We start from the raw sequence: 26,278 nt of genomic DNA on the forward strand, positions 1-26,278 counted from the left end.
GTGTCGCCGTATTTCAGCAGGCAAAAGTGAAGATAAAATGGAGAAGTCCATTTTCGGACTTCTCTGCATCCCACTTAGACTTTTAGCCCTGCGGCGGTCATCAGCAGGCGGAACAGCAGGCTGATCGCGGCCAGCGTCAGCACACTGCCTCCCCACAGTACGATTAGCCAGAGCAGACGCTTAGTCCAGGCGGTTTTCATCAGTGATAGCCCTCCCCGGGTTGGACTTTGCCGCGGAAAACGTAATAGCTCCAGCAGGTGTAGCCCAGGATCACCGGAATAATCAGCAGCGCGCCCACCAGCATAAAGCCCTGGCTTTGCGGCGGGGCGGCCGCTTGCCACAGGGTGATGGACGGCGGAATTATATGCGGCCAGATGCTGATCCCCAGCCCGCTAAAGCCAAGGAATACCAACCCCAGCGTCAGCGTGAAAGGCGAAACATGGCGGTTACGCTGATGCAGCGTGCGCCACAGCCAGGCGCTAATCAGGATCACCAGCGCCGGCACCGGCAGCAGGTAATAGAGATTCGGCAGGCTAAACCAGCGCTCGGCAATCGCCGGGTGCGCCAGGGGCGTCCACAGGCTGATGACGGCAAATACCGCCAGCAGGGCGACCAGTAACCAGCGTGCCGCGCCGCGCATCCGCTGCTGCAGCGCCCCTTCACTTTTCATCACCAACCAGGTTGCGCCCAGCAGGGCATAGGCCACGCACAGCCCCAGTCCGCAAAACAAGCTGAAGGGGGTAAGCCAGTCAAACATGCCGCCGCTAAAGGCGCGGCCATTGACGGTAAAACCGTTGATCACCGCTCCGACCACCACGCCCTGGCTAAAGGTCGCCAGCAGGGAGCCGCCAAAAAAGGCGCGATCCCAGAACGGTCGATGCGACGGTGTAGCCTGAAAGCGAAACTCAAAGGCGACGCCGCGAAAAATCAGGCCGATCAGCATCAGGGTCAGGGGAATCGACAGGGCGTCGATGATCACCGCGTAGGCGAGGGGAAAGGCACCAAATAGCCCTGCGCCGCCGAGCACCAGCCAGGTCTCATTGCCATCCCATACCGGCGCGACGCTGTTAACCATTACGTCGCGATCTCCGCCGCCCCGCACCGTGCTGAACAGCAGGCCGATGCCCAGGTCAAAGCCATCCATGACGATGTACATCAGCGTGGCAAAGACGATAATCACAAACCAGATCACCGATAATTCGATACCCATTAGCGGGACTCCTTCTGCAGATAGCCTTCAGTGGCGGCGGACAGTGGGCGGGCAGGGGTTCCGGATGTCGCCGGGTGCATCTCCTGTGGCCCTTTACGTATCAGGCGCAGCATATAGCTGTAGCCGACGCCGAACACAGCGCTGTACACCACGATAAAGGTCAACAAACTTACTGACATGTGCAGATCGCCATGGGCGGAAACGGCATCGGCGGTGCGCTGAACGCCATACACCACCCAGGGTTGGCGGCCTACTTCGGTGGTGACCCAGCCGGCGAGAATGGCAATCAGGCCGGAAGGCCCCATCCACAGAGCAAAATGCAGAAACGGTCGTGAGTGGTATAGCCGGCCGCCGCGACGCAGCCACAGGGCCAGCACGCCGAGCAGTAGCATCAACATGCCCAGCCCGGCCATCAGGCGAAACGACCAGAACACTACGGTAGCGTTCGGACGATCCTCAGGCGCGAACTCCTTCAATGCCGGCACCTGTTTATCAAGACTGTGGGTGAGGATCAGACTGCCCAGGGCCGGGATCTCGAGACCGTAGCGGGTGCGCTCCTGCTCCATATCGGGCCAGCCAAATAGCAGTAACGGCGTTGGCTCCCCGGGCGGATTTTCCCAGTGGCCCTCAATGGCGGCGATTTTAGCCGGCTGGTGCTTCAGGGTATTCAGGCCATGCATATCGCCAATTAGCGCCTGAACGGGCGCGACCAGCAGCGTCATCCATAGCGCCATTGAAAACATCTTGCGTATCGCCGGCGACTGGTTGCCGCGCAGCAGATGCCATGCCGCCGATGCACCGACGAGCAGCGCGCTGCTGAGAAACGCCGCTACCGTCATGTGCAGAAGACGATAGGGGAATGACGGGTTAAAGATCACTGCCAGCCAGTCGACGGGCACCACCTGGCCATCAACAATCTCAAACCCTTGCGGGGTCTGCATCCAGCTGTTAGAGGCGAGGATCCAGAACGTCGAGATAATGGTGCCCAGCGCCACCATGCAGGTGGCGAAAAAGTGCAGCCCCGGCCCTACGCGGTTCCAGCCGAAAAGCATCACCCCGAGAAAGCCCGCTTCCAGAAAGAACGCCGTCAGAACTTCATAGGTCAGCAGAGGGCCGGTGATACTGCCCGCGAATTCTGAAAATCCGCTCCAGTTGGTGCCAAACTGATAGGCCATCACCAGCCCGGAAACCACCCCCATGCCAAAGTTGACGGCGAATATCTTCGACCAGAAATGGTACAGCGAGCGCCAGACAGGATTTTTTGTTTTTAGCCATAAGCCTTCGAGCACCGCCAGATAGCTGGCCAGTCCGATGGTAATGGCGGGGAAAATAATGTGAAACGAGACCGTAAAGGCGAATTGAATTCGCGCCAGATGGAATGCATCAAGACCGAACATGCAGGACTCCACAACAAAATTGATTCAGCGCAATTTTAGGCAGCGCGGGAGTGAGGGGGCAGAAACAGTCCGGCCATTTTTTACGATAACAGTTGGCCACTGTTATGTTTTTGACCGTCCGGACATGTCTGTGCCCGGATATCTTTTGATGGGGTATGACCCTCTTCGGCCTGATTTATTATCATTCATTAATATGAGAATCAGTAAAAAGGATGAGCTAGTTAATAGTGAATTAAAAAATTTTAAATTGTCCAGTCATTAGACTCTTCGTACTGTATTCAACGAATAACAAAATAAGGGAATGCCAATGTCTGAAAAAGGATTACAGAGCTTGTGTATTACGCTTGGTGCCATGCTGATCTTCTGGTTTGTTTTAATCACGCTATGTTGGATGGTGATATTTTAAACGCCCGCAGCCTGGGACAGGAGTATCACGAATGCTTTCGTAGGCATAACAGTTATCAAAACCTATTATTTTTTATTAACTGATATATGATAAAGGGAGGTTATCGTACGGGAACGACCGCAATGAAAAAGTATCAACAGCTGGCGCAGCAGCTGACCGAGCAGATTGCGCTTGGTGTCTGGTTGCCGGGCGATCGGCTTCCCTCCCTGCGTGAGCAGGTGATTAGCAGCGGGATGAGCTTTATGACCGTCAGCCATGCCTATCAGCTGCTGGAAAGCCAGGGACGGATCGTCGCTCGTCCGCAATCGGGATATTACGTCGCTCCCCAGCCGGTGAAGCTCCGCCAGCCGGCGCCGCCTGCCCAGGTGACCCGCGATGAAGCCGTTGATATCAATACCTATATTTTTGAAGTCCTGCAGGCCAGCCGCCAGGCGTCAATGTTACCCTTTGCCTCGGCCTTTCCGGACCCGCGTCTCTTCCCGTTGCAGCAGCTCAACCGCTCACTGGCGCAGGTGAGTAAAACCGCCACCGCCATGAGCGTCATTGAGAATCTGCCGCCGGGCAATGCAGAACTGCGGCATGCCATTGCCCGTCGCTATGCTCTGCAGGGTATGAACGTCTCGCCGGACGAGATCGTCATCACCGCCGGGGCGCTGGAGGCGCTTAACCTAAGCCTGCAGGCGGTGACTGAGCCGGGAGACTGGGTGGTGGTGGAAAACCCCTGCTTCTACGGTGCCCTGCAGGCGCTGGAGAGGCTGCGTTTGAAAGCATTGTCGGTGGCCACTGACGTCAAGGACGGTATTGACCTGACGGCGCTGGAAGCGGCTTTGGAAAACTACCCGGTGAAGGCTTGTTGGCTGATGACCAACAGTCAGAATCCGCTTGGGTTCACCCTTAGCGCAGCGAAAAAAGCGCAACTGGTGGCGCTGCTGGCGCGCTATAACGTAACGCTTATCGAAGATGATGTTTATAGTGAACTCTATTTTGGCCGCGAGAAACCGTTACCGGCGAAGTATTGGGATCACAACGACATGACGCTGCACTGCAGCTCGTTCTCCAAATGTCTGGTACCCGGATTTCGCATCGGCTGGGTAGCGGCCGGTAAACAGGCGCGACGGATCCAGCAGCTGCAGCTGATGAGCACGCTCTCCACCAGCTCACCGATGCAGTTAGCCCTGGTGGATTACCTGTCCACCAAACGCTATGACGCCCATCTGCGTCGTCTACGTCGCCAGCTGGCGGAGCGTAAACAGCTGGCCTGGCAGGCGCTGCTGCGCCATCTGCCGCCTGAGGTGACCATCCACCATAGCGACAGCGGGTATTTTCTGTGGATCGAGTTACCGGAAGGCGCCGACGCCAGCGTGCTCAGCGCCCGGGCGCTGGCGTCGCATATCAGCATCGCGCCGGGAAAAATGTTTTCCACGACCGCCAGCTGGACCTCGTTTTTCCGTTTTAATACCGCCTGGGGCTGGGGGGAACGCGAAGAGCAGGGGGTTAAGCGTTTGGGGGAGCTTATTCGCGAACAGCTTGCCTGACTATGTCGTTTATTTTCGTCATCATAAACATTCGGCGAAAATAAACGAATCAGGATTTTTATCGAGGCCGGTCATTATTTTACTGGCGCTCACCATAGGAAATATGCATACCCCTCCTTTTTGTCTAACTCGTTGTCTATAATCCATAAAGTCATTTTTGTGTTGGCGATTTTTACGTAATGCGTCCCGGGTCACAACCTGCATAAATTCCTCCGGGGGCGTTAATCTGCTGACTACCCTTATTTCAGGAGATATTTTTACGGCACGGCTGCCGCTAATTCCTTTGTGACAGGAGTAACACCTGATGAGCAAAAAATTTGCCCGTTGCAGCCTTTATGTGCTGATTATGGCTAGCTTAACCGTTCAGGCCGCCGAACCGCTCACGTCGCTGGATAAACCAGAAGGGCGTCTCGATATTATTGCCTGGCCGGGGTATATCGAACGCGGCCAGACAGACAAGCAGTACGACTGGGTCACTCAGTTTGAAAAAGAGACCGGCTGTCAGGTCAATGTCAAAACCGCCGCCACCTCTGACGAAATGGTCAGCCTGATGGCGAAGGGCGGTTACGATCTGGTGACCGCGTCAGGGGATGCTTCACTGCGCCTGATCATGGGCAAACGTGTGCAGCCGATCAACACGGCGCTGATCGCGGGCTGGGGCTCCCTTGATCCGCGTATTGCGAAAGGGGCGTGGTTTAACGTCGGGGATAAAGTCTATGGTACGCCCTATCAGTGGGGGCCAAACCTGCTGATGTATAACACCCGCGTATTCCCGACGCCGCCAGACAGCTGGCGCGTGGTGTTCGTCAAGCAGGACCTGCCGGACGGTAAAACCAACCAGGGGCGGGTGCAGGCCTATGATGGCCCGATTTATATTGCCGACGCCGCGCTGTTTGTCAAAGCCACCCAGCCGCAGCTGGGGATTAACGACCCCTATCAACTGACGGAAACCCAGTACAACGCGGCGCTAAAAGTATTGCGCGACCAGCAGCCTCTGATCCATCGCTACTGGCACGATGCCACCGTGCAGATGAACGACTTCAAAAATGAAGGCGTGGCAGCCTCCAGCTCGTGGCCCTATCAGGCCAACGGCCTGAAGGCTGAAGGCCAGCCCATCGCCACCGTGTTTCCGAAGGAGGGGGTGACTGGCTGGGCGGATACCACCATGCTGCACAGCGAAGCGAAGCATCCGGTCTGCGCCTATAAATGGATGAACTGGTCGCTCACGCCGAAGGTGCAGGGCGACGTGGCAGCCTGGTTCGGCTCGCTCCCGGTAGTGCCTGAGGGCTGTAAAGCCAGCGCGCTGCTCGGGGAAAAAGGCTGTGAAACCAACGGCTATGACCAGTTTACCCGCATCCATTTCTGGAAAACACCGATCGCCGAAGGCGGGAAATATGTTCCCTATAGCCGCTGGACTCAGGACTATATCGCGATCATGGGCGGCCGCTAAGGACGGGAGGCAAACAATGACGTACGCGGTCGAGTTTCAGAATGTATCGCGCTTCTACGGCGATGTGCGGGCGGTAGATGGGGTCAGCATTGGCATCCGCGATGGCGAGTTTTTCTCGATGCTGGGTCCCTCAGGCTCGGGAAAGACCACTTGCCTGCGGCTGATCGCCGGATTCGAGCAGCTCACTGGCGGCATCATCCGTATTTTTGGTCAGCCGGCGAGTGAGTTGCCGCCCTGGCAGCGGGATGTGAATACCGTATTCCAGGATTACGCGCTGTTTCCCCATATGTCGATCCTCGACAACGTCGCCTATGGTCTGATGGTCAAAGGCATGGCGAAAAAAGCGCGCTATGCCCGCGCCCAGGAGGCGCTGGAAAAAGTGGCCCTCGGCTTTGCCCATCAGCGTAAACCTTCGCAGCTTTCCGGCGGCCAGCGGCAGCGGGTCGCTATTGCCAGAGCGCTGGTGAACCAGCCGCGTGTGCTGCTGCTCGATGAGCCGCTGGGCGCCCTGGATTTGAAGCTGCGCGAGCAGATGCAGGTGGAGCTGAAAAAGCTGCAGCAGTCGCTGGGGATCACTTTCATCTTCGTGACCCACGACCAGAGCGAAGCGCTGTCGATGTCGGACCGCGTGGCGGTGTTTAATAATGGGCGTATCGAGCAGGTCGACGCGCCGCAGGATCTCTATCTGCACCCGAAGACCGCCTTTGTCGCCGACTTTGTCGGCACCGCCAACGTCTTTGAAGCTGAGGCGGCCAGGCGATTGTGCGGTATGCCGGGCAGCTGGTCGCTGCGTCCGGAGCATGTTCGCCTGCAGAGCGGCGGCGAGGTGGAGGTGCAGGGCGTGGTGCAGGCGGTGCAGTATCAGGGGGCGGCGACGCGGATCGAGCTCCGTCTGGCGGATGGCGACAAACTGCTGGTCAGCCAGGCCAATATCGATGGCGCTGCGGCGGCCAGCGTACCGCGAACCGGGCAAACGGTTCTGGCTTCCTGGGCGCGGTCGGCGATGACCCCGCTGGAAAGCGGAGGCTGAGATGACCATGGCGTTGATTCCTGCACAGACCGGACGGGTATCGGGGATGTTCTGGCGCCGGCCGGCGCTGGGCCTGTTTTTACTGTTGATCGGGCCGCTGATGTGGTTTGGCATCGTTTATCTGGGATCGCTGCTGACCCTGCTGTGGCAGAGCATTTATACTTTTGACGACTTCACCATGTCGGTGACCAGTGACTTCACGCTGGCGAATCTGCGGGCGCTGTTCAACCCCGCCAACTACGACATTATTGTGCGTACTCTGGTGATGGCGCTGTGCGTCACGCTGGCCAGCGCGCTGCTGGCGCTGCCGATGGCCTGGTATATGGCGCGCTATACCCGCGGCAAAATGAAGGCCTTCTTTTATATCGCGGTGATGCTGCCGATGTGGGCCAGCTATATTGTCAAAGCCTACGCGTGGGTGCTGCTGCTGGCGAAAGATGGCGTGGCGCAGTGGTTCCTCAGCCATTTGGGTCTGGAAGGGGCGCTGAGCGCGCTATTGAGCGTTCCGGCGGTTGGCGGTAACACCTTGTCCACCTCCGGTCTCGGACGCTTTCTGGTGTTCGTCTACATCTGGCTGCCGTTTATGATCCTGCCGGTACAGGCGGCGCTGGAGCGCATTCCTGGTTCGTTGCTGCAGGCGTCAGGCGACCTTGGCGCGACGCCGCGGCAGACCTTTCGCTACGTGGTGCTGCCGCTGGCCATTCCCGGCATCGCCGCTGGGTCGATCTTCACCTTTTCGCTGACGCTGGGCGACTTTATCGTGCCGCAGCTGGTCGGCCCTCCGGGGTACTTCATTGGCAATATGGTTTATTCGCAGCAGGGGGCGATCGGCAATATGCCGATGGCGGCGGCGTTTACCCTGGTGCCTATTGTCTTGATTGCCCTCTATCTGGCGTTCGTGAAACGTCTGGGAGCTTTCGATGCACTCTGATCGCGCACCCTGGTATCTGCAACTGGCGACCTGGGGCGGGGTGATATTCCTCCATTTCCCGCTGCTGATCATCGCCATCTATGCTTTTAATACTGAGGATGCGGCCTTCAGCTTTCCGCCGCAGGGGCTGACGCTGCGCTGGTTTAGCGAGGCAGCAGGGCGCAGCGATATCCTCGAATCCGTGACGTTGTCACTTAAAATTGCCGCTCTGTCGACAGCCATTGCCTTAGTACTTGGCACGCTGGCTGCAGGTGCCCTGTGGCGCAGCACTTTTTTTGGCAAGAATGCGGTATCGCTACTGCTGCTATTACCGATTGCCCTGCCGGGGATCATTACCGGCCTGGCGCTGCTGACGGCGTTTAAGGCCGTCGGCCTGGAGCCTGGCGTCCTGACCATCGTGGTGGGGCACGCCACTTTCTGCGTGGTGGTGGTGTTTAACAATGTCATCGCCCGCTTCCGCCGGACGTCGTGGAGTATGGTGGAGGCCTCGATGGATTTAGGGGCTACCGGCTGGCAGACCTTTCGCTACGTGGTGTTGCCCAACCTGGGGTCGGCGCTGCTCGCGGGGGGAATGCTGGCCTTCGCTCTGTCGTTTGATGAAATCATCGTCACCACGTTCACCGCAGGGCATGAACGCACCTTGCCGCTGTGGTTACTGAATCAGCTGGGGCGGCCGCGAGATGTGCCCGTCACCAACGTTGTCGCGCTGTTGGTGATGCTGGTAACAACCATACCAATCTTAGGGGCCTGGTGGCTCACCCGTGACGGCGATAATGACGCCGGAAACGGGAAATAAAACCATGAAACAGGATAATGCTATGCAACACAACCTATTGATAAACGGTAAGTTAGTGGCAGGTGAAGGCGAGAAAGTGCCGGTATACAACCCTGCAACCGGCGATGTGATCCTGGAGATTGCCGAAGCGACAGCGGCCCAGGTCGATGCCGCCGTTGAGGCGGCGGATCGGGCGTTCGATGCCTGGAGCCAGACAACGCCGAAGACGCGTTCCGAGTGCCTCCTGAAGCTGGCGGATGTCATCGCGGCGCAGGCGGAGACCCTGGCGCAGCTGGAGTCGCTGAACTGCGGCAAGCCGCTGCACTGCGTGATTAACGATGAGATGCCGGCCATTGCGGACGTCTTCCGCTTCTTCGCCGGCGCCGCCCGTTGCCTGCCGGGGATGGCCGCCGGAGAGTATCTGGAAGGACATACCTCGATGATCCGCCGCGACCCGGTGGGCGTGGTGGCTTCCATTGCTCCATGGAACTATCCGCTAATGATGGCGGCCTGGAAGCTGGCCCCGGCGCTGGCGGCGGGCAACTGTGTGGTGATCAAACCCTCAGAAATCACCCCGCTGACGGCGCTGAAGCTGGCAGAGCTGGCAAAAGATATCTTCCCGGAAGGGGTGATCAACGTGCTGTTTGGCCGCGGCAAAACGGTAGGCGACCCGCTGACCGCCCATGCGAAAGTGCGAATGGTTTCGCTGACCGGGTCGATTGCCACCGGGGCCCATATCATCGGTCATACCGCCTCGTCGATTAAACGCACCCACATGGAGCTGGGCGGTAAGGCGCCAGTGATCGTTTTTGACGATGCGGACATCGATGCGGTGGTGGATGGGGTGCGGACCTTCGGCTTTTATAACGCCGGCCAGGACTGCACAGCCGCCTGCCGGATTTACGCTCAGCAGGGCATTTATGAGCAGCTGGTGGAGAAACTGGGTGCGGCGGTGGCCAGCCTGAAAATGGGCGCGCCGGAGGACGCCGCTACCGAGCTGGGGCCGCTGAGTTCGCTGGCCCATCTCGAACGCGTCAGCGCGGCGGTGGAAGCCGCCAGGGCGCAGCCGCATATTAAAGTAGTTACCGGCGGCAGTCGGGCTGACGGCACGGGCTATTACTTCCAGCCGACGCTCCTCGCCGGCGCCCGGCAGGAAGACGCCATTGTCCAGCGGGAAGTGTTTGGCCCAGTGGTTAGCGTGACGCCTTTCAGCGATGAAGCGCAGGCCCTGAGCTGGGCGAATGACTCACAGTATGGCCTGGCCTCCTCGGTATGGACGAAAGATGTCGGTCGCGCCCATCGTCTTAGCGCCAGGCTGCAGTACGGCTGCACCTGGGTCAATACCCACTTTATGCTGGTCAGCGAAATGCCGCACGGTGGTCAGAAGCTGTCGGGCTACGGCAAGGACATGTCGATGTATGGCCTGGAAGATTACACTGTGGTTCGCCATGTGATGGTGAAGCATGGCTAACATGTTGAAGGTTAAGCATCAGGCGATTATTTCGCCACGGGTGTGTTAGTTCGCTAATAGTCACAATGGCAAGAAAGGTCAAAACTCAATGCCAGGGATATGAGATTATTCTTATGCCCCTTCAAGAGCTAAGCCATTGTGAGTGCCGGAGATAAGCGCCGGATGGGGACCGCCAGTCACCCTAGGCGCACAGCGCCCGGCGGGTGAGGCGGCAACATCGCCCTTCGCGAACAAATATCGGCCCCTGCCTGTTGGCAGGGGCTTTTTTTCTGTCTATTGCATGTTGGAAGGAGGGCTAAGCCTCAAGGGCGCAAAGGGGCATCACATCGCTGTCATTCAGTGCCGGTTTTTTTTGCTCGGCAAGCTGGCGCTGCGCCGATCCCGAATGTAGGAAATAAGATTATATACCGCCGCGACCAGCAGGATCAGCGCGATGATCAGCGTGATGATTCCGGACATATCCACCTCGAATTTATCAAGCGCCGTGGCGCAAAACATTACCAATGGTTATGAATGTAAGTATTATCTCAGAGCAAGGCAAATGATATTTATTGTCATTTAGCGCCATCTGTCGCGTATATTTGCGGAAAAAAAGCGTGAAGGGTTTATGTTACAACAGCTTGTCTCTGGCCTTTGTCCGGTTAAGGATCAGCCATCCGTGGGGAATAATCGCATCTTTAGTCAATTTTACGAACAGCAGTCTCTGGCAGCCGGCGCAAGCGTCGGGATATTTTAATTGTTAGTTGCCGTGATTCGTGGATAGCAGCAATCTATTTCGGCATTAATAATAAGCTTTTTATATTGGCGGATTTTGCAGGATATTCGTTCTCAATATCTCATATGCCGTTGCTGCGGCCGAAACGCCGCCAGGTTTGACTTTACAACATCCGTCATGCGATCATTTACCGCATATTAGGTTTTAACGTTGATGTGGCTGTGAGAATTTTTGCTTTTATTTTATTGGCTATCGGCATCCTGACGCTGAGCTACGGTAATGCCCCGGCGAAACGTATCCAAAGCTGTGAGCAGATGGGGGTTGGGCAGGCCGTTTGCGCCGCCGCCGAATGGGATAGTGAAAAAGTCAACGCTCTACCGCGCTATAACCATAATCTAAATAAGGTAATGGCAGCCGGGCAGTTAGCCCCCACCGCTCGAAAGCAAGATAACAACTCTGTTGTTCGCGCGTAAAAAAGCAGCCTCCAGGGCTGCTTTTTTAGGTTTCGTTGCTGAGTAAAATGATTAAAACCAGCCAAATCTTACGGATAGCAGGCTGATAAGCGCAAACGCGGCGCAGACATTAATCAGAATGACGGTTTTGCTGGAGACATCCATAACGCCACCTTAATGAGTAAGTCCCTAAAGGTATAGTACGACGTCTGCGGTTGCGCTATCGGATTAAGACGAATCAGGCTTTATTCTGAATATTCAGCCTGTTTCTGAAATTGTTATACAAGTATCTCTGAAACACGACGTCATGGCAGATAATCATCCCACCATGGAACGCCCCTCAGGGAAGGAAGAACAAGAATGACGTTATATCAAAAAATGTTGGTGTTTTACGCCATTATGGGCGTGATATGCGCCGTGATTAGCTGGTTTTTAACCAAAGAGAGCAGGGTGATCCGACTGCTGGCGGCCCTGTTGATCGGCGCCACCTGGCCGTTCAGCTTCCCGATGGCGCTGCTCGTCTCGCTGTTTTAACCCTCAGATGACGGACGGCAGAAAAGGGTGGCGGGAAGGGTAAGGTTACTGTATAAAAAAACAGTATCCTTATCATGGAGTCATACAGGTGAATAGTTTCTTTTCGTCCGTCGCAGGCGCCACCCTGCGCTGGCTCGATATTCCGGGAGATGGCCTCCCGGTGGTGTTCATCCACGGCCTCGGCTGCGCGTCATCTTACGACTACCCCCGTGTCGCCAGCGCCCCCGCGCTCAACGGGCGGCGCAAAATACTTATCGATCTACCGGGCTTCGGTTACAGCGATAAACCGCACAACTTTAGTTACAACATACATATTCAGGCACTGGTCGTGGAGCAGCTACTTAACCACCTGCGCCTGCAGCGCTTCGCGCTGTTCGGGCATAGCATGGGCGGAAGTGTTGCCATCGAAGCGGCGGGGCTGCTGGGCGAACGGGTGACCACGCTGCTGGTCTCTGAACCCAATCTGTTCGCCGGCGGTGGCGAGTACAGCAGGCGTATTGCGGCGCAGTCAGAGGCGGACTTTGTTGCCGAAGGCTATGCCCGAATGCTGGCTGAGGAGCGCTCGCCATGGGCGGGGTGTTTGCAAAACAGCGCGCCCTGGGCCGTCTGGCGGGCTGCCAGCAGCTTGATGCGCGGCAGTGACCTACCCTGGTTTACCCAGCTCTGTCAGTTACGTTGTAAAAAAAGACTGATTGTCGGCGAGCTGTCGCTGCCTTATGCCGATAGCGATCTGGTGCAGGCGCATGGGATCCCGGTCGGGGTGGTGTCCCGGGCGGGACACTCGATGGCGTGGGAAAACCCGGAGGGGCTGGCGCAGCTTATCGCCAGCCATGGTTAAGAGGCGCTTGGCCTCAGAACGGAAGCTCGCGAGGCTGGGTCTGGATCGTTATCCAGCGCAGCTCGGTGAATTCCGCAATCCCGGCCCGGCCACCAAAGCGGCCATAGCCGGAGGCTTTGCAGCCGCCAAACGGCATTTGCGCTTCATCATGCACCGTTGGGCCATTGATATGGCAAATACCGGTTTGCAGACGTTGCGCTACGTTCCATGCTCTGGCGCTGTCGCGGCTGTAGACCGCCGCGGAAAGACCATAGTCGCTGTCATTGGCTACCGCCAGCGCCTCCTCTTCGCTGTTTACGCGAATAACTGCTTTTACCGGGCCAAAGGACTCTTCGTTCCACAGCCGCATCTCGCGGGTCACGCCGTCCAGCAAGGTCGGCGCCATGTGGGTATCGCTGGCTTTACCACCGGTTAGCAGGCGAGCGCCTTTCGCTAGCGCATCCTCGATTAACGCGTTGCAGCGGGTGATGGTATTCATATCAACCACCGGCCCCGTGAGGGAGGCGGGCAGGGCAGCGGCGCGCCTGGCCAGCAGCGGGATAAACGCCTCCGCCACGGCATTGTCAACAATAATGCGTTCGGTGGACATACAGATCTGCCCGGCGTTAGCGAAGGCGCCAAAAATGGCCCCAGCTGCGGCCTGCTCAATATCGGCATCATCCAGCACCAGCAGCGGCGCCTTACCGCCAAGCTCCAGCACCGCTGGCTTGAGATGCTGTCCGCAGGTGCGGGCAATAATCCGCCCAACCGGCGTGGAGCCGGTAAAGTTAACGCGCCGTACCGCCGGATGGGCAATCAACGACTCCACCAGCGCCGGGGCATCCTCTGGCGCGCAGGTAAGATAGTTGACCACGCCTGGCGGGAAGCCCGCCGCGTCAAGGGCATCGATAATCAGTCCCTGAGTGGCTGGCGACAGCTCCGCACCCTTGAGGATCACCGTGTTGCCGCAGGCCAGCGGCGTCGCCAGCGCTCGGGTAGCCAGAATCAGCGGAGCGTTCCACGGCGCCATGCCCAGCACCACCCCCGCTCCCTGGCGGACGCCCATTGCCAGGTTACCTGGCACGTTAGAGGGGATGATCTGTCCTTCAATCTGGGTGGTCAGCGCCGCCGCCTCGCACAGAATATCGGCCGCCAGATGGACGTTAAATCCGGCCCAATGGGCGGTCGCGCCGGTCTCCGCCGCCATGGCGGCGATAAATTTCGCCTCGCGCAATAGCATCTGTTCCGCCGCGTCGAGCAGTAAGCGACGCCGTTCCGCCGGCGCAGTATCGCGCCACAGCGGGAAGGCTTTGGCTGCGGCCTCGATGCAGCGTTTGCCGTCGGCGAGACTGGCGGCCGCGGCCACCGAGGCGACGTCGTCGTGGGCCGGGTGGCGGCGGGTAAAGGTGCGGCGGTCTTCGGCATCGTGCCACTGGCCGTCGGTGTACAGATTGCAGGTGATTGTCATGTTGGAAACCTCTTGTTCTGCGGTTCCCCCAGTGTACCGGGCACTACTGACGGTGAGCGTGAGCAGGGCGGTTATCGCACATTTTTTTGCAGGAATTCTGTGTGGCTCACAACATCCTGACTGCCACTGGCGTAAAAAGCAGCGCGACGCTGCTTAAACCAGCGATTTCAGCGTGATTTGCATAAGGTGATAGCCATTGATTATTTGCCGGGGGCGAGCGCCTGTGCTGATATTACTGTTCTTATAATCAATAATCAGGACTTATAACCATGTCTACAGGGAAAACCACGCTGGCGCTGCTGCTGAGCGCACTGCTGCCGGCCGGCGCCGCATGGGCCGCAGGCAATGACACACTGGTCTACTGCTCAGAGGCCTCCCCGGAGTCCTTTAATCCGCAGATCGCCAGCTCCGGCCCGTCGTTCGTCGCCAGCTCGCAGGTACTGTATAACCGTCTGGTTTCCTTTGACCCGGTGAAGAACACGCCGATCCCGTCGCTGGCCACCGAGTGGCACGTCTCTGAGGATGGCAAAACCTGGACCTTTACTCTGCGTCAGGGAGTGAAGTTCAACAGTAACAAATTCTTCAAACCAACCCGCGATTTTAACGCCGACGACGTTCTGTTTTCCGTGCTGCGCCAGATGGATCCCCAACATCCTTACCACAAGGTGTCGCAGGGGAACTATGAGTACTTCCACGACGTGGGCCTCGATAAGTTGATTAAGTCGGTGAAAAAGGTCGATGATTACCACGTCCAGTTCGAACTCAACGAGCCGAATGCGGCGTTTCTTGCCGACTGGGGCATGGACTTTGCCTCTATTCTGTCGGCGGAGTATGGTGAGGCGATGCTGAAGAAAGGGACGCCAGAGAACGTCGATAACTGGCCGGTCGGTACCGGGCCGTATGCCCTGCAGCAGTACAAAGTCGATTCGCAAATCCGCTATATCGCCAATCCCCACTACTGGGAAGGCGAGGTACCGACCAAGCATCTGATCTTCTCCATTACGCCGAACGTCGAGACCCGTCTGGCGAAACTGCAGACCAACGAATGCCAGATTATTCCGGCGCCTTCCCCGGTACAGTTCCCGGTGATTAAGGGCAATAAAGATCTGGCGCTGCATGCGGTTGAGGCGCTGAACGTCGGCTATCTTGCGTTCAACACCGAGAAAAAACCGTTTGATAATGTGCTGGTGCGCCAGGCGTTAAACTACGCTACCGACAAGCAGGCGATCGTCAAGGCAGTGTTCCTCGATTCCGGCAATGTGGCGAAATCACCGATCCCGTCAACGATGCTCGGGTATAAGAAAGATCTGCCGGACTACGATTACGATCCACAGAAAGCGAAAGCGTTGCTCAAGCAGGCGGGTCTGGAGCAAGGGACGGAAGTGACCCTGTGGTCGATGCCGGTTCAGCGGCCGTACAATCCGAACTCAAAACGCATTGCCGAAATGATCCAAAATGACTGGGCGAAAGTCGGGGTCAAAGCCAGGATTGTTAGCTATGAATGGGGCGAATACCTTGCCGGTATGCGCAAAGGGGAGCACGACAGCGCCCTGTATGGCTGGATGTCGGACAACGGCGATCCGGACAACTTTGCTGGCACACTGCTCAGCTGTGATAATATCCAGACCGGCTCCAACGCCGCTCGCTGGTGTGATAAATCCTATGACGCGCTGGTGAAGAAAGCGCTGTTGGTGAGCGATCCGCAGGCGCGGGCCAAACTCTACGAACAGGCGCAGGAGATCTTCTATCAGCAGGCGCCATGGATCACCCTGGCGACCGGGAAAACCTTCTATGCCACCCGCAGCAACGTCAGCGGTTACACTGTGAGCATGATGGGAAGTGATTTTTCCAAAGCGAAAATTAATTAGCGAAAGGAGAACAGGATGGCACATCTGGATGAGGTTATTGTCAGCGTTGATAATACCATTGCCGAGGGCGTTATTGCTCATATGAATGAGCTGTTGATCGCGCTGAGCGATGATGCGCAGCTCAGTCGTGAGGAACGCTATACCCAGCAGCAGCGTCTGCGCACCGCCATTGCCCATCATGGGCGACAGCATCAGGAAGAGCAGGACGCGCGCCGCGAGCAGTTGACTAAAGGCGGCGCGATCCTCTGAAGAGACGCTCAGAACTGGCGTCTGGCCACCAGCCAGGCGCCGACCACCAGCATCACTGCCCCGCATAACGGTCCGATCAGCGCCCGCACTGGCACGCCGTGGGCGCGAATTAAATCCATGATTAGCCCGCCCACCAGCTGGCTGGCCACCAGTACCGCAATGGTCGTCGCCGCGCCAACGTTTTGATAACCGCTAATGCTGGCGAAGACGAAAAAGGAACCCAGCAGGCCAGGGATCAGCGTCCACCACTTTACGCTCAGGGCCAGCTCCTGAAAACCGGCGACGCCCTGGCGCAGCAATAACAGAGTCACGAAGATAACGATCCCGACCAGCGAATTGAGCAGCATGGCGATAAGGATCGTCGACGCCGACTGGGTGATGCGCACCATCAGCGTGTTCTGCACCACCAGACCAACGCCGGCGGCGATCAGGCAGGTGAGGGTGAGCGACGCATTCATGCCTTGCCGTCCGGTTCCTGACGCTCGTCAAGCTGCAGCTGCATAAAGGTGAGATCCAGCCAACGGCCAAATTTAGTGCCCACCTGCGGCATCTGTCCGGTGGTGATAAAGCCCAGTGTTTCATGCAGATGTAGCGAAGCGTGGTTCTGCGATTCGATGCCGGCGACCATCACATGTTTATTCAGCCGTCGCGCTTCGGCGATCAAGGCGACCAGCAGCTTGCGGCCCAACCCTTTCCCCTGATGTTCGGGATGAACGTACACCGAATGCTCCACGGTATGGCGAAAGCCGTCAAACGCCCGCCAGTCGCCAAACGAGGAATAACCGGTAATGACGCCGTCTTCCTCGCTCACCAGTACCGGAAATCCAGCCAGCTGGCGGGCTTCAAACCAGGCGATGCGGTTGTCGGTATCCACCGTTTTATCATTCCAGATGGCGGCGGTATGGACGACGGCATGGTTATAGATCTCGGCGATCGCCGCGCAGTCGTCTTTAATGGCAGGGCGAATGGTCATAGCAAACCTCAATTTTCTGTACACTATAGTGGTACGCTATTATTACAATAATGAACGCTACGCTGTCATCCGTTTTCAGCATAATTTTAACGGCTAACCGCGGATTAACGCGCCTTGATGGACGGTTGTGTAATGGGTGGGTGCACACTATAGTGTTACGTTATGAATACTATAGAAGACAATCTCAATCAGCGCATCAGCGCGCGCATCCGCATCGAACGCGAGTCCCGAGGCTGGTCGCTGAACGACCTCGCCGAACGGGCCGGCGCCTCGCGGGCGATGATCCATAAAATCGAGCGCGGCGAAAGCAGCCCTACGGCCTCGATGCTGGGTCGCCTTTCCGGCGCTTTCGGCATCAGTATGTCGACCCTGATCGCCCGTGCGGAAATGCAGGAGGGCAAACTGCTGCGCTTTGCCAGCCAGCCGGTATGGCGCGATCCGCAAAGCCACTATCTGCGCCGCCACGTTTCGCCACGCAGCGATCTGCCGATCGATCTGGTGCAGATTGAGCTGCCGCCCGGCAGCGATGTACCGATGCCGGCCGCGTCCTATGCGCTGGCCCGCCAGCTGATCTGGCTCCAGCAGGGCGAGCTGGTGTTCGTCGAAGGCAATACCCGCCATGAGATGCAGGCAGGAGATTGTCTGGAGCTTGGCCCGCCAAACGATTGTCGCTTTATTAATGAATCCGCAGAGACCTGCGTCTATCTGGTGGTTCGCCTTAATCAATCGCCATCCGGCTCTTAATGTTAAAGCGTAATGCGCATAAAGCAGCTAGCCTCAGTACAGTCTGCTAACAAGAGGAGTTTGCTATGACAGATCAACCGCAACGCCATCGCCGCTGGGTCCTGGCTTCCCGTCCCCATGGTGAACCGACGGCAGAGAATTTCCGCCTGGAAGAGAGCGAGGTGCCGACGCCAGGCCCGGGCCAGGTGCTGCTGCGTACCGTTTATTTATCGCTCGACCCGTATATGCGCGGGCGCATGAGCGACGCCCCGTCCTATTCGCCGCCGGTGGCTATCGGCGCGGTGATGGTCGGGGGAACGGTGAGCCGCGTGGTCAGCTCAAATCATGCCGATTATCAGCCCGGCGACTGGGTGCTGGGCTACAGCGGCTGGCAGGATTATGAACTCTCCGACGGCAGCGGACTGGTGAAGCTGGGGGACAATCCGCAACACCCGTCCTGGTCGCTGGGAGTCCTGGGGATGCCGGGCTTCACCGCTTATATGGGATTGCTGGATATTGGCCAGCCGAAGGCGGGCGAAACGCTGGTGGTCGCCGCGGCCACCGGGCCGGTGGGCGCCACGGTCGGACAGATCGGCAAAATTAAGGGCTGCCGCACCGTCGGCATCGCTGGCGGCGCGGAGAAATGTCGGTATGCGGTTGAGACGTTAGGCTTTGATGTCTGCCTTGACCATCGTGCGGATGATTTCGCCGAACAGCTGGCCCAGGCCTGCCCGCAGGGCATTGACGTTTATTATGAAAACGTCGGCGGCAAGGTTTTTGACGCGGTGCTGCCACTGTTGAATACCGCAGCACGGGTACCCGTCTGCGGGCTGGTGAGTGGCTATAACGCCACCGGGCTGCCGGACGGGCCGGATCGTCTGCCGCTGCTGATGGCGACCATCCTCAAAAAGCGCATCCGGATGCAGGGCTTTATTATCGGCCAGGATTATGGGCATCGGATCGCCGAATTCCAGCAGCAGATGGGGCGCTGGGTGCAGGAGGGGAAAATCAAATATCGCGAACAGCTGATTGACGGCCTGGAACAGGCGCCGCAGGCGCTGATCGGCCTGTTAAAAGGTGAGAACTTCGGTAAGGTAGTGATCCGCGTCGCGGCGGACGACTAGCCTGGCGGGCTTCGACTGAACAGGCCCCTTTTCCCGCCAGGGAAAAGGGGCCTGGCATAAAGGTCAGGCGTAGAAGGCTAACCGCTGGGCGAGCAGATCCACAAACGCCTCGCGGTCCACATCCAGCATCAGGGTGGTATTGGGCCGATTGCCGGTCAGATAGTAGTAATCGACCACCGTCATCCCCTCGGTATATTTGCCTTCTGTTTCCACGCCAACCCAGCGTTCGATAGTGGTAAAGATCTCCGGCTTGAGGAGCCAGGCGATGGTGCAGGGATCGTGCAGCGGCGCGCCGTCGAAGCCCCACTTTTCATCTTTGTGGTAGGCCATAAAGAAGTCGAGCAGTTCGGCGACAATGGTCGACACCGGGTTGCCAATCTGGCGGAATCTCTCGATATCTGCGGGAAGGATTTGCGCCCGATGCGTAACATCCAGCCCGGCCATGACCACCGGGATCCCGGACTGAAAGACGATTTCCGCGGCCTGCGGATCAACGTAAATATTAAACTCTGCCGCCGGTTGCCAGTTGCCCAGCCCCATCGCGCCCCCCATGATTACGATGCGGGCGATCTTCGCGTGCAGCTCCGGATGGCTGGCGAGCAGCAGGGCGACGTTGGTCTGCGGCCCGGTGGCCACCAGGGTCACCGGCTCCGGGCTCTCGCGCAGCACGCTGGCCATCAGCTCGACAGCGGTGCAGCTCTGCGGTGCAAAGGACGGATCCGGCAGGCTTGGGCCATCCAGTCCGCTTTCCCCATGCACGTTATCGGCGATGATCAGTTCGCGCATCAACGGCTTCCTTGCGCCGCCGGCAACCGGAATATCCGGCCGGTTCAGCAGCGTAAGCATACGCAGCACGTTGCGCAGGGTCTTCTCCGGGGTCTGGTTGCCCGCGGAAGCGGTGACGGCTTTCACCTCCAGCTCCGGCGAGGCGAGGGCGAGGACCAGGGCGATCGCGTCATCATGTCCCGGATCGCAATCAATCATAATCGGCAGTGCCATAGCAGCTCCTTGTTGGCGATGTTCTGTGACCAGACTAACGCTGCGAGTCGAGGCAGACGAGATGGTGTGCAGAATAGTGTGATGGAGACCACGATTGCTGCGAGGGCATCGCGTATCGTCACGCGACCGTCCGCAGTGATATTGCCTCGTTTTGCGGTGGCGCAAGATGGCGCCCGGCGCGGCGCGATATAATAGAAAAATTGCTAATCCTTACGGATATTAATGGTTTGCTTTTCGGCGGGCAGGTTCTTATCCTTAAGAAAACTCGAGAGGTTATTACGATGAAAGATGTAGTAGATAAATGCAGCACCAAAGGCTGCGCCATTGATGTCGGGACGATCATTGATAACGAGGACTGCGTCTACCGGGCCGAGAAGGTGTTCCCGAGCCGCGAAGAAGCGGAATCCACCGTAGCCGCCGTACGCGAACGTGCCGCCGCCGCGGCGCCGGCCAGTGAACCACCGCAGGTCGATTACACCATCGCCGCCGCTGGCGACGGGGTGAAACTCGACCTCTCCATCACCTTCTCCTGCCAGGCGGAGAAGATCATTTTCGAATTATCCCTGAGAAATCTGCTTTAATTCGCGCCTGTAGCGGAAGAACGTTGCCCCCGGCGGGCAGGCGCCTTCCGCTGATGCAGCAAGCTGCCCACCCGGCGACCTGAGCCGGGTGCGCGCGGTTAGTCTTGAAAGACGATGTTTCCGCCAACCATGGTCATCACCACGCGACTGTCGCCAATCTCCTCATGGGCAACGGCGAAAATATCGCGGTCCAGCACCTGAAAATCAGCGACTTTACCGATCTCTATTGATCCGCGTACCGCTTCTTTCCCTTCCTGATAGGCCGCATTGATGGTGTACATCCGCACGCCGTCGGCGACGCTAATCGCCAGTTCCGGGCGAATAACGTTGCCGCTGGACGATGATTTGCGGGTGACGGCAGCCTGAACCATTTTGCGCCAGTTTACCAGCGCCATAATGCCATCTGACCCGCCAGCGACGATGACCCCAAGGTCGATGATATCCCGTAGCCCTTTGCTGATTTCCCCCTTGATGTCACAGTAGCGGGCACGTTGTTCGTAGTCATACGCCGGGCCGCCGGGTGAGGGTTGTTCGGAAAGCAGAATGCCGTATTTTGCCGCCGTCACGAAATCTTGCCTATCGCCCATGGAGCCATGCAGTACATAATGCCGTCGACTCTCCCCCGGATAGCGCTGAATCGCCTGCACGAAGCTGTTAATCGTGACTTTTACCGCCTTATCGCCGACCGCATGGACAGCCACCTGAAAGCCGCGCTGGTGAGCCAGCAGAATCATCTGCTGTAGCGTCTCCGCTTGTTCTTCCTCAGTTGCCACGGGGCCACCGAACACCGAGCGTCCGCGATATCCCGGCCGGTCAGCGTAATCCTGATTCATCCACGCTGTGTGCGATGTGGGTACGCCATCGCAGAACAGCTTTATGGTCCGGCAGTCCAGCCAGTGCCGGTCGGTGAACTGGGAAAAATCAAAGCTATCCAGATCGCTCTTCAGGGTCGCGCGGGACTGAACGCCCCGATCGGCGGAGTAAAAGGCGATGGATACCCGGGCGGTGAGCCTTCCTTCATTCTGCAGTTCACGGTAGGCGGCAATGGCGCGATCCCCCGCGGCGCCCACCTCGCGCGTGTTTTCCCCCGGGCCCATCGCGCCTTCGGTGTAGCTGGCGTAGCCTTCACTGTTCATCAGGCGCTGGGCTGCCAGAAGGTTCTCTTTGAGGGCCGCTACGGTCAGACGCGGCATCGTGCCGGATGCGAGATGCAGGGCGGGCAGGTCGATGAAATTGCCGTCCAGTTCGCCATTGGTCGTTCGCCCCAGATGTCCGCCGAGGGGATCTGGCGTGCTGGCGTCAAGACCGGAGAGGGCCAGTGCCCGGCTGTTGACGATACAGGAGTGACCGTCCCACAGGGCGAGCAGGGTGGGATGATCGGCCGTGACATCGTCAATATCCCAGCGCGTCAGGGAGCGCTGGTCGGCCGCGCACTCCTCAATCGCATTCGGATCCAGTCCACAGACGCGGATCCACTCCCCGGCGGGAGTGCGCGCTGCCTGGTCGCGCAGTCTTTTCCGCAGTACTGCCAGGGAACGCACGTCCTGGCAGTTCAGGCAATGCCAGCTGTCAGCGAGCCAGCCGATATGGATATGTGAGTCATGCGCGGCGGGTAAAATGAGTTTGCCGCCAAGGTCAATGACCTGCGTCTGGGGACCAATATGCTGCTGTATCTCCTGGTCTTCACCCACGTTAATAATCCATCCCTGCTTTACGGCGATGGCGCGCTTAAAACTAAAATGTGCGTCCACCGTGGCGACCTTGCCGTTAATCAATACGCAGTCCGCATAAACGACATTATCCATTTGTTCCTCCCTGTCGGATGAAAGTACCGATCAATATAAATAGTAATCAGGGTGATTATATGTCGGCTATCTGACTACGAAGGGGGGAGAGTGTCAAGCGCGGGGGAGGCGGGTATTAGCCTGGCGGTGCAAGAGACGATAAGGAAAAGCGCTGCGCCCGCCGAGCGTGAGAGGCATCGGCGGGCGCAGGGGCGAGTTACTCGAAGCGCCAGGCGAGATTCAGGCCGATGCCGTAGTTACGTCCCGGAGCAGGCTCGTAGTAACGCCCGTTAGACTCGTTAACGATGACAGAGCCGACGTACTCCCGGTCGAACAGGTTGTCGACGCGACCGAACAGATCCATATCCATCCTGCCGTAGCTCCATTTATAGCCGGTGGTCAGGCCAACCACCGTCCAGGAGGGCGCTTTGGCGGTGTTTTCGTCATTGGCCATGATATCGCTCATATAGCGAATATCGCTGCCGGCGTACCAACCTTGCTCCGGCTGATAGCCGAAGGAAGCGTAGCCCATATTGCGCGCGATCCCCGGAATGCGATTGCCGTTGCAGCTGGCATCATCGCAGACGTTAGTGCGATAGGTCGCGTCCAGCCAGGTCCAGGCCGCCTTCAGACGCCAGCTCTCACCAAACTGCTGATCCAGCCCCAGCTCCATTCCCTGACGGCGGGTCTTGCCGGCGTTTTTATAACTGGTGCGCCCGCCGCTGCTGCTGTCGACCACGATCTCATTATCGGTATTGGTCTGGAACAGGGCGGCGGTGAACAGCCCATTGCCGATCCGCGTCTTGCTGCCGATCTCCACCGTGTCGTTGGTGGAGGGTTTCAGGCCGAAGTTGAGGCCGCTCTGGTTATCGGAGCGGTAGGAGAGTTCGTTAATGGTCGGCGTCTCGAAGCCGCGGCCGGCGGAGAGGTAGACGTTCCACGCGTCGGTCAGGGCATATTTCAGCGAGCCCGCGGGCAGCCATTTGTGATAGCTGGCATCGCCGCTGTCATCGCCATTGCCCGGCGTGATGTAGTAGTCATTCGAGTCGAACCATACTGAGCTGTAGCGAACTCCGGCATCGAGCGAGAGTTTTTCCGTTAATTGCCACTGGGTCTGCAGGTAGGGATCGACGTTCCACATCAGGTTGCGTTCGTTACGGCGGAGCGCGCCCTGTTCGCCATACTGCGGCGCGCCGTTGACCATCACAAAGTTTTCATACCCTTTGCGCCGCTCGCTCATGTTCTCGTAGTCGAGCCCGGCGGTCAGAGTGACGGGCACCAGCAGCTCTCCGCGATGGGTCAGCCGGGTATCGATCCCCTGGTAGTGACGGGTAAGGTCGATCACCCCGCCGGCATGGCTCGGCTTCAGCTGCGGCGCGCGCGGGATCGACTGGAACTGGGTGGTTTCACGTTCCCCGGCGTACATCATAACGCTGAGATCGTCCTGGGCGCTGAGCTGGCGCTCATAGCGCAGGCCGGCCTGGGTTTGTCGGGTGTTCTTGCGGGTATTGTATTCGTCGCCGCGCGGTGACTGGCGCGGGTTATCGCGCCATTCGTCGGCGGTTAAGCCGCCAGCGTCATTGGCTTTGATATCCACGCTATTCAGCAGCAGGGTCAGCTTACTGACGTCGTTGATGCGCACCCCCAGCCGGGCGTTCGCCAGATTTTTGCGCGCGCCGCTGTGATTGCGATAGCCATGGGTGGTGAAGCGATTGGTTGAGACCGTGTAATCCACATCGCCTGCGTGGCTGCCATCGCCAACGGCGCCAGTGGCTTTCATCCCGTAGTGCCAGGTGCCGAAGCTGCCATAGTAGCTGCTGGCTTCCACGGTGGGCGGCTGGGTGCCGGTCTGGCTGGTGACGTTGATCACCCCGCCGGACGAGTTACCGTACAGGGCAGAGAAGGGGCCGCGCAGCACCTCAATGGTGTCAACGCTGCCGATATCGATATTTGAGGTCTGCCCCTGGCCGTCGGGCATAGTGGCCGGAATGCCATCCACATAGATGCGCAGCCCGCGCACGCCATAGGTTGAGCGGGAGCCAAAGCCGCGAATCGACAGTTGCAGATCCTGAGCATAGTTTTGCCGGTTCTGCACCTGCAGGCCCGGCACGGCGCCCAGCGATTCAGAGAGATTGACGCGCGGCGCGGCCTGGCGCATCTCATCCCCATTGACCACGCTGACGGCGGCGGGGGTGTCCAGCTCAGAAACTGTGGTTGGCGCGGCGGTCACCACCATGGTTTGTTCATCAGCGGCCTGGGCCGCGGCAATCAGTGGCAGCAGCAGTGCTGGCAGGGCGGCGTGACGCACGGATAGGATTTTCATCGATAATACTCAAAGACGAACCAAATGGAACATATGTATATATGTTACCTCGTTTGTAAAATATTTGAAAATTATTAACTGCTGCTGGTTAACGGACAGAGCTCACCAGGCATGAATTTACCGAACAACAACAATTAGCGCTCCACTTTGCGATGAATAATGATTACTATTCGCATTCAAAAATCAAGGTAGAGCCAGGACTTTACCGCCGGAAGCGATGTCGGGTCAGCACATACTGGTTTATCAAAGGGAGTCGTCATGTCACTACGTCATTTTGCCGCGCCGCGTCTGCGCCATTCACTGTTATTCACCTCTCTGCTGCTGGCAGGTAGCTTTAGCGCCCACGCCGCAGAAGAGATGCTGCGTAAAGCTGTGGGAAAAGGAGCCTATGAAATGGCCTACAGCCAGCAGGAGAATGCCCTCTGGGTTGCCACGTCGCAGAGCCGTTCGCTGGACAAAGGCGGTATTGTTTATCGTCTAGACCCTAACACCCTGGACGTGACGCAGATTATTCACAACGATCTGAAGCCGTTCGGCGCCACTATCAACCATGCCACCGGCACGCTGTGGTTTGGTAATACCGTTGACAGCACTGTCACCGCTATAGACGCGAAAACCGGGGCAGTGAAGGGGCGCCTGGTGCTCGACGAGCGCCAGCGCAGCGAAACCGTGCGTCCGCTGCAGCCGCGCGAGCTGGCCGTGAATGAGCAGACCAACACGGTCTATATTTCCGGTCTGGGCAAGGAAAGTGTGATTTGGGTGGTGGATGGTGCCACGATGAAGCTGAAAACGACCATCGCCAACACCGGCGCGATGGCCACGGGTCTGGCGATCGATCCGCAGGCTAAACGTCTCTATACCACCAACGCCGACGGCGAACTGCTGACCATCGACAGCGAGAGCAATACCATTGCGTCGCGCAAAAAATTGCAGGATGACGGCAAAGCGCATTTCTATCTTAACCTGAGCCTCGATACCGCCGGCCATCGTGCCTTTATTACCGACAGCAAGCAACCGGAAGTACTGGTGGTTGATACCCGCGACGGCAAGGTGCTGGAGAAAATCGCCGCGCCGGAGTCGCTGGCGGTGCTGTTTAACCCGGCGCGCAACGAAGCCTATGTGACGCACCGTAAGGCCGGCGAAGTCAGCGTTATCGACGGCAAGAGCTACAAGGTGGTGAAGACCTTTAAAACGCCGACTCACCCCAACAGCCTGGCACTTTCCGAGGACGGCAAAACGCTGTACGTCAGCGTGAAACAGGCTTCCAGCCGCGAAAAAGAAGCCACCGCGCCGGACGATGTGATCCGCATCGCGCTGTAAGGCGCCCGGGTGCGACGCTGAACGGTTTCCGCTCGTCGCGCCCGGCATCCCACCGGGCCGGGACAGACACCTCACCCTCTGTTACAAACGCGTATTGGCCTGATAAACCTGATGGTTATACACTTACCGCTTTCCCGCCAGGC

27 protein-coding genes are annotated in these 26,278 nt (G+C 58.1%); 16 read left to right on the forward strand and 11 right to left on the reverse strand.

Annotated elements, in window-relative coordinates:
- Positions 1-74: 74 nt before the first annotated feature.
- Genes LGL98_RS11320 through LGL98_RS11330 form a run of 3 tightly spaced genes read right to left on the reverse strand, consistent with a single transcriptional unit; the run spans position 75 to position 2,607 of the window.
- Positions 75-200, reverse strand: a complete 126-nt coding sequence (locus LGL98_RS11320; protein ID WP_136032661.1) for a DUF2474 domain-containing protein — start codon at positions 198-200, stop codon at positions 75-77.
- Positions 200-1,210 (reverse strand): cytochrome d ubiquinol oxidase subunit II, encoded by a 1,011-nt coding sequence (gene cydB / locus LGL98_RS11325; protein ID WP_136032663.1) that lies wholly within the window; start codon positions 1,208-1,210, stop codon positions 200-202. Before cydB ends, LGL98_RS11320 begins: the two co-directional genes overlap by 1 nt.
- Positions 1,210-2,607 (reverse strand): cytochrome ubiquinol oxidase subunit I, encoded by a 1,398-nt coding sequence (locus LGL98_RS11330; RefSeq protein WP_136032664.1) that lies wholly within the window; start codon positions 2,605-2,607, stop codon positions 1,210-1,212. The genes cydB and LGL98_RS11330 overlap by 1 nt, the downstream gene beginning before the upstream one ends.
- A gap of 528 nt (positions 2,608-3,135) precedes the next feature.
- On the opposite strand from LGL98_RS11330, the gene LGL98_RS11335 reads away from it, so the two are divergent.
- From LGL98_RS11335 to patD, 6 genes are all read left to right on the forward strand, one after another.
- A complete protein-coding gene (locus LGL98_RS11335) occupies positions 3,136-4,548 on the forward strand; it encodes an aminotransferase-like domain-containing protein (RefSeq protein WP_136032666.1) in 1,413 nt (470 codons plus the stop codon).
- A 304-nt stretch (positions 4,549-4,852) separates the two neighbouring features.
- Entirely contained in the window at positions 4,853-5,998 is a 1,146-nt protein-coding gene (ydcS, locus tag LGL98_RS11340) for a putative ABC transporter substrate-binding protein YdcS (RefSeq protein WP_136032668.1), read from the forward strand.
- 16 nt (positions 5,999-6,014) lie between these two features.
- On the forward strand, positions 6,015-7,028 hold the full coding sequence (locus LGL98_RS11345; protein WP_136032670.1) for an ABC transporter ATP-binding protein: 1,014 nt from the start codon (positions 6,015-6,017) through the stop codon (positions 7,026-7,028).
- 1 nt (position 7,029) lies between these two features.
- Positions 7,030-7,959 (forward strand): ABC transporter permease, encoded by a 930-nt coding sequence (locus tag LGL98_RS11350; RefSeq protein WP_136032672.1) that lies wholly within the window; start codon positions 7,030-7,032, stop codon positions 7,957-7,959.
- Positions 7,949-8,755 carry an ABC transporter permease gene (locus tag LGL98_RS11355; RefSeq protein WP_136032674.1) on the forward strand — a complete coding sequence of 269 codons (807 nt, stop codon included), beginning with the start codon at positions 7,949-7,951 and terminating at the stop codon, positions 8,753-8,755. Before LGL98_RS11350 ends, LGL98_RS11355 begins: the two co-directional genes overlap by 11 nt.
- A 22-nt stretch (positions 8,756-8,777) precedes the next feature.
- Positions 8,778-10,205 (forward strand): aminobutyraldehyde dehydrogenase, encoded by a 1,428-nt coding sequence (patD, locus tag LGL98_RS11360; protein WP_136032676.1) that lies wholly within the window; start codon positions 8,778-8,780, stop codon positions 10,203-10,205.
- A 336-nt stretch (positions 10,206-10,541) separates the two neighbouring features.
- Here the strand turns inward: patD and LGL98_RS11365 are convergent, their stop codons facing one another.
- Entirely contained in the window at positions 10,542-10,664 is a 123-nt protein-coding gene (locus LGL98_RS11365; protein ID WP_168435334.1) for a small membrane protein, read from the reverse strand.
- A 477-nt stretch (positions 10,665-11,141) separates the two neighbouring features.
- Between LGL98_RS11365 and LGL98_RS11370 the strand changes: the two genes are divergently transcribed.
- The gene (locus LGL98_RS11370; protein ID WP_136032677.1) at positions 11,142-11,393 is read left to right on the forward strand and encodes a hypothetical protein; all 252 of its coding nucleotides are present in this window, start codon (positions 11,142-11,144) and stop codon (positions 11,391-11,393) included.
- 51 nt (positions 11,394-11,444) lie between these two features.
- Here the strand turns inward: LGL98_RS11370 and yncL are convergent, their stop codons facing one another.
- A complete protein-coding gene (yncL, locus tag LGL98_RS11375) occupies positions 11,445-11,537 on the reverse strand; it encodes a stress response membrane protein YncL (protein ID WP_071993330.1) in 93 nt (30 codons plus the stop codon).
- 195 nt (positions 11,538-11,732) lie between these two features.
- Between yncL and LGL98_RS11380 the strand changes: the two genes are divergently transcribed.
- Complete coding sequence (locus LGL98_RS11380) at positions 11,733-11,906, forward strand: GhoT/OrtT family toxin (protein ID WP_008804686.1); 174 nt, start codon at positions 11,733-11,735, stop codon at positions 11,904-11,906.
- Positions 11,907-11,994: 88 nt separating this feature from the next.
- On the forward strand, positions 11,995-12,744 hold the full coding sequence (locus LGL98_RS11385) for an alpha/beta fold hydrolase (RefSeq protein ID WP_136032679.1): 750 nt from the start codon (positions 11,995-11,997) through the stop codon (positions 12,742-12,744).
- 13 nt (positions 12,745-12,757) lie between these two features.
- Here LGL98_RS11385 and LGL98_RS11390 read toward each other — a convergent pair whose 3' ends face one another.
- Complete coding sequence (locus LGL98_RS11390) at positions 12,758-14,191, reverse strand: aldehyde dehydrogenase (RefSeq protein WP_136032681.1); 1,434 nt, start codon at positions 14,189-14,191, stop codon at positions 12,758-12,760.
- Positions 14,192-14,460: 269 nt separating this feature from the next.
- Here LGL98_RS11390 and LGL98_RS11400 point away from each other — a divergent pair, with 269 nt between their 5' ends.
- Together LGL98_RS11400 and LGL98_RS11405 are read left to right on the forward strand one after the other, a co-directional pair.
- Positions 14,461-16,059: an ABC transporter substrate-binding protein gene (locus LGL98_RS11400; RefSeq protein WP_136032683.1), complete on the forward strand. Its 1,599-nt coding sequence runs from the start codon at positions 14,461-14,463 to the stop codon at positions 16,057-16,059.
- A gap of 15 nt (positions 16,060-16,074) precedes the next feature.
- Positions 16,075-16,308, forward strand: a complete 234-nt coding sequence (locus tag LGL98_RS11405; RefSeq protein WP_136032685.1) for a YdcY family protein — start codon at positions 16,075-16,077, stop codon at positions 16,306-16,308.
- Positions 16,309-16,316: 8 nt separating this feature from the next.
- Here LGL98_RS11405 and LGL98_RS11410 read toward each other — a convergent pair whose 3' ends face one another.
- Positions 16,317-16,766 (reverse strand): DMT family transporter, encoded by a 450-nt coding sequence (locus LGL98_RS11410; protein WP_136032686.1) that lies wholly within the window; start codon positions 16,764-16,766, stop codon positions 16,317-16,319.
- A complete protein-coding gene (locus LGL98_RS11415) occupies positions 16,763-17,281 on the reverse strand; it encodes a GNAT family N-acetyltransferase (RefSeq protein WP_136032689.1) in 519 nt (172 codons plus the stop codon). The genes LGL98_RS11410 and LGL98_RS11415 overlap by 4 nt, the downstream gene beginning before the upstream one ends.
- Positions 17,282-17,443: 162 nt before the next feature.
- Between LGL98_RS11415 and LGL98_RS11420 the strand changes: the two genes are divergently transcribed.
- Entirely contained in the window at positions 17,444-18,025 is a 582-nt protein-coding gene (locus LGL98_RS11420) for a helix-turn-helix domain-containing protein (protein WP_002906794.1), read from the forward strand.
- Positions 18,026-18,090: 65 nt separating this feature from the next.
- On the forward strand, positions 18,091-19,128 hold the full coding sequence (gene curA / locus LGL98_RS11425; protein ID WP_136032690.1) for an NADPH-dependent curcumin/dihydrocurcumin reductase: 1,038 nt from the start codon (positions 18,091-18,093) through the stop codon (positions 19,126-19,128).
- 63 nt (positions 19,129-19,191) lie between these two features.
- Here the strand turns inward: curA and rihA are convergent, their stop codons facing one another.
- Positions 19,192-20,127: a pyrimidine-specific ribonucleoside hydrolase RihA gene (gene rihA / locus LGL98_RS11430; RefSeq protein WP_136032692.1), complete on the reverse strand. Its 936-nt coding sequence runs from the start codon at positions 20,125-20,127 to the stop codon at positions 19,192-19,194.
- On the opposite strand from rihA, the gene LGL98_RS11435 reads away from it, so the two are divergent.
- Positions 20,089-20,319 (forward strand): hypothetical protein, encoded by a 231-nt coding sequence (locus LGL98_RS11435; protein ID WP_136032694.1) that lies wholly within the window; start codon positions 20,089-20,091, stop codon positions 20,317-20,319. The two genes, rihA and LGL98_RS11435, sit on opposite strands and share 39 nt — an antisense overlap.
- Before the next feature lie 89 nt (positions 20,320-20,408).
- Complete coding sequence (locus LGL98_RS11440; RefSeq protein ID WP_136032696.1) at positions 20,409-20,708, forward strand: DUF406 domain-containing protein; 300 nt, start codon at positions 20,409-20,411, stop codon at positions 20,706-20,708.
- A 98-nt stretch (positions 20,709-20,806) separates the two neighbouring features.
- On the opposite strand, the gene LGL98_RS11445 is transcribed toward LGL98_RS11440, so the two are convergent.
- A complete protein-coding gene (locus LGL98_RS11445) occupies positions 20,807-22,513 on the reverse strand; it encodes an amidohydrolase (RefSeq protein WP_136032697.1) in 1,707 nt (568 codons plus the stop codon).
- 196 nt (positions 22,514-22,709) lie between these two features.
- Complete coding sequence (pqqU, locus tag LGL98_RS11450; protein WP_168435335.1) at positions 22,710-24,815, reverse strand: TonB-dependent receptor PqqU; 2,106 nt, start codon at positions 24,813-24,815, stop codon at positions 22,710-22,712.
- 258 nt (positions 24,816-25,073) lie between these two features.
- Between pqqU and yncE the strand changes: the two genes are divergently transcribed.
- Positions 25,074-26,135 (forward strand): 7-bladed beta-propeller protein YncE, encoded by a 1,062-nt coding sequence (yncE, locus tag LGL98_RS11455; protein WP_136032699.1) that lies wholly within the window; start codon positions 25,074-25,076, stop codon positions 26,133-26,135.
- Positions 26,136-26,278: the final 143 nt, after the last annotated feature.

It is taken from the genome of Klebsiella africana (genome assembly GCF_020526085.1).
Lineage (GTDB): Bacteria > Pseudomonadota > Gammaproteobacteria > Enterobacterales > Enterobacteriaceae > Klebsiella > Klebsiella africana.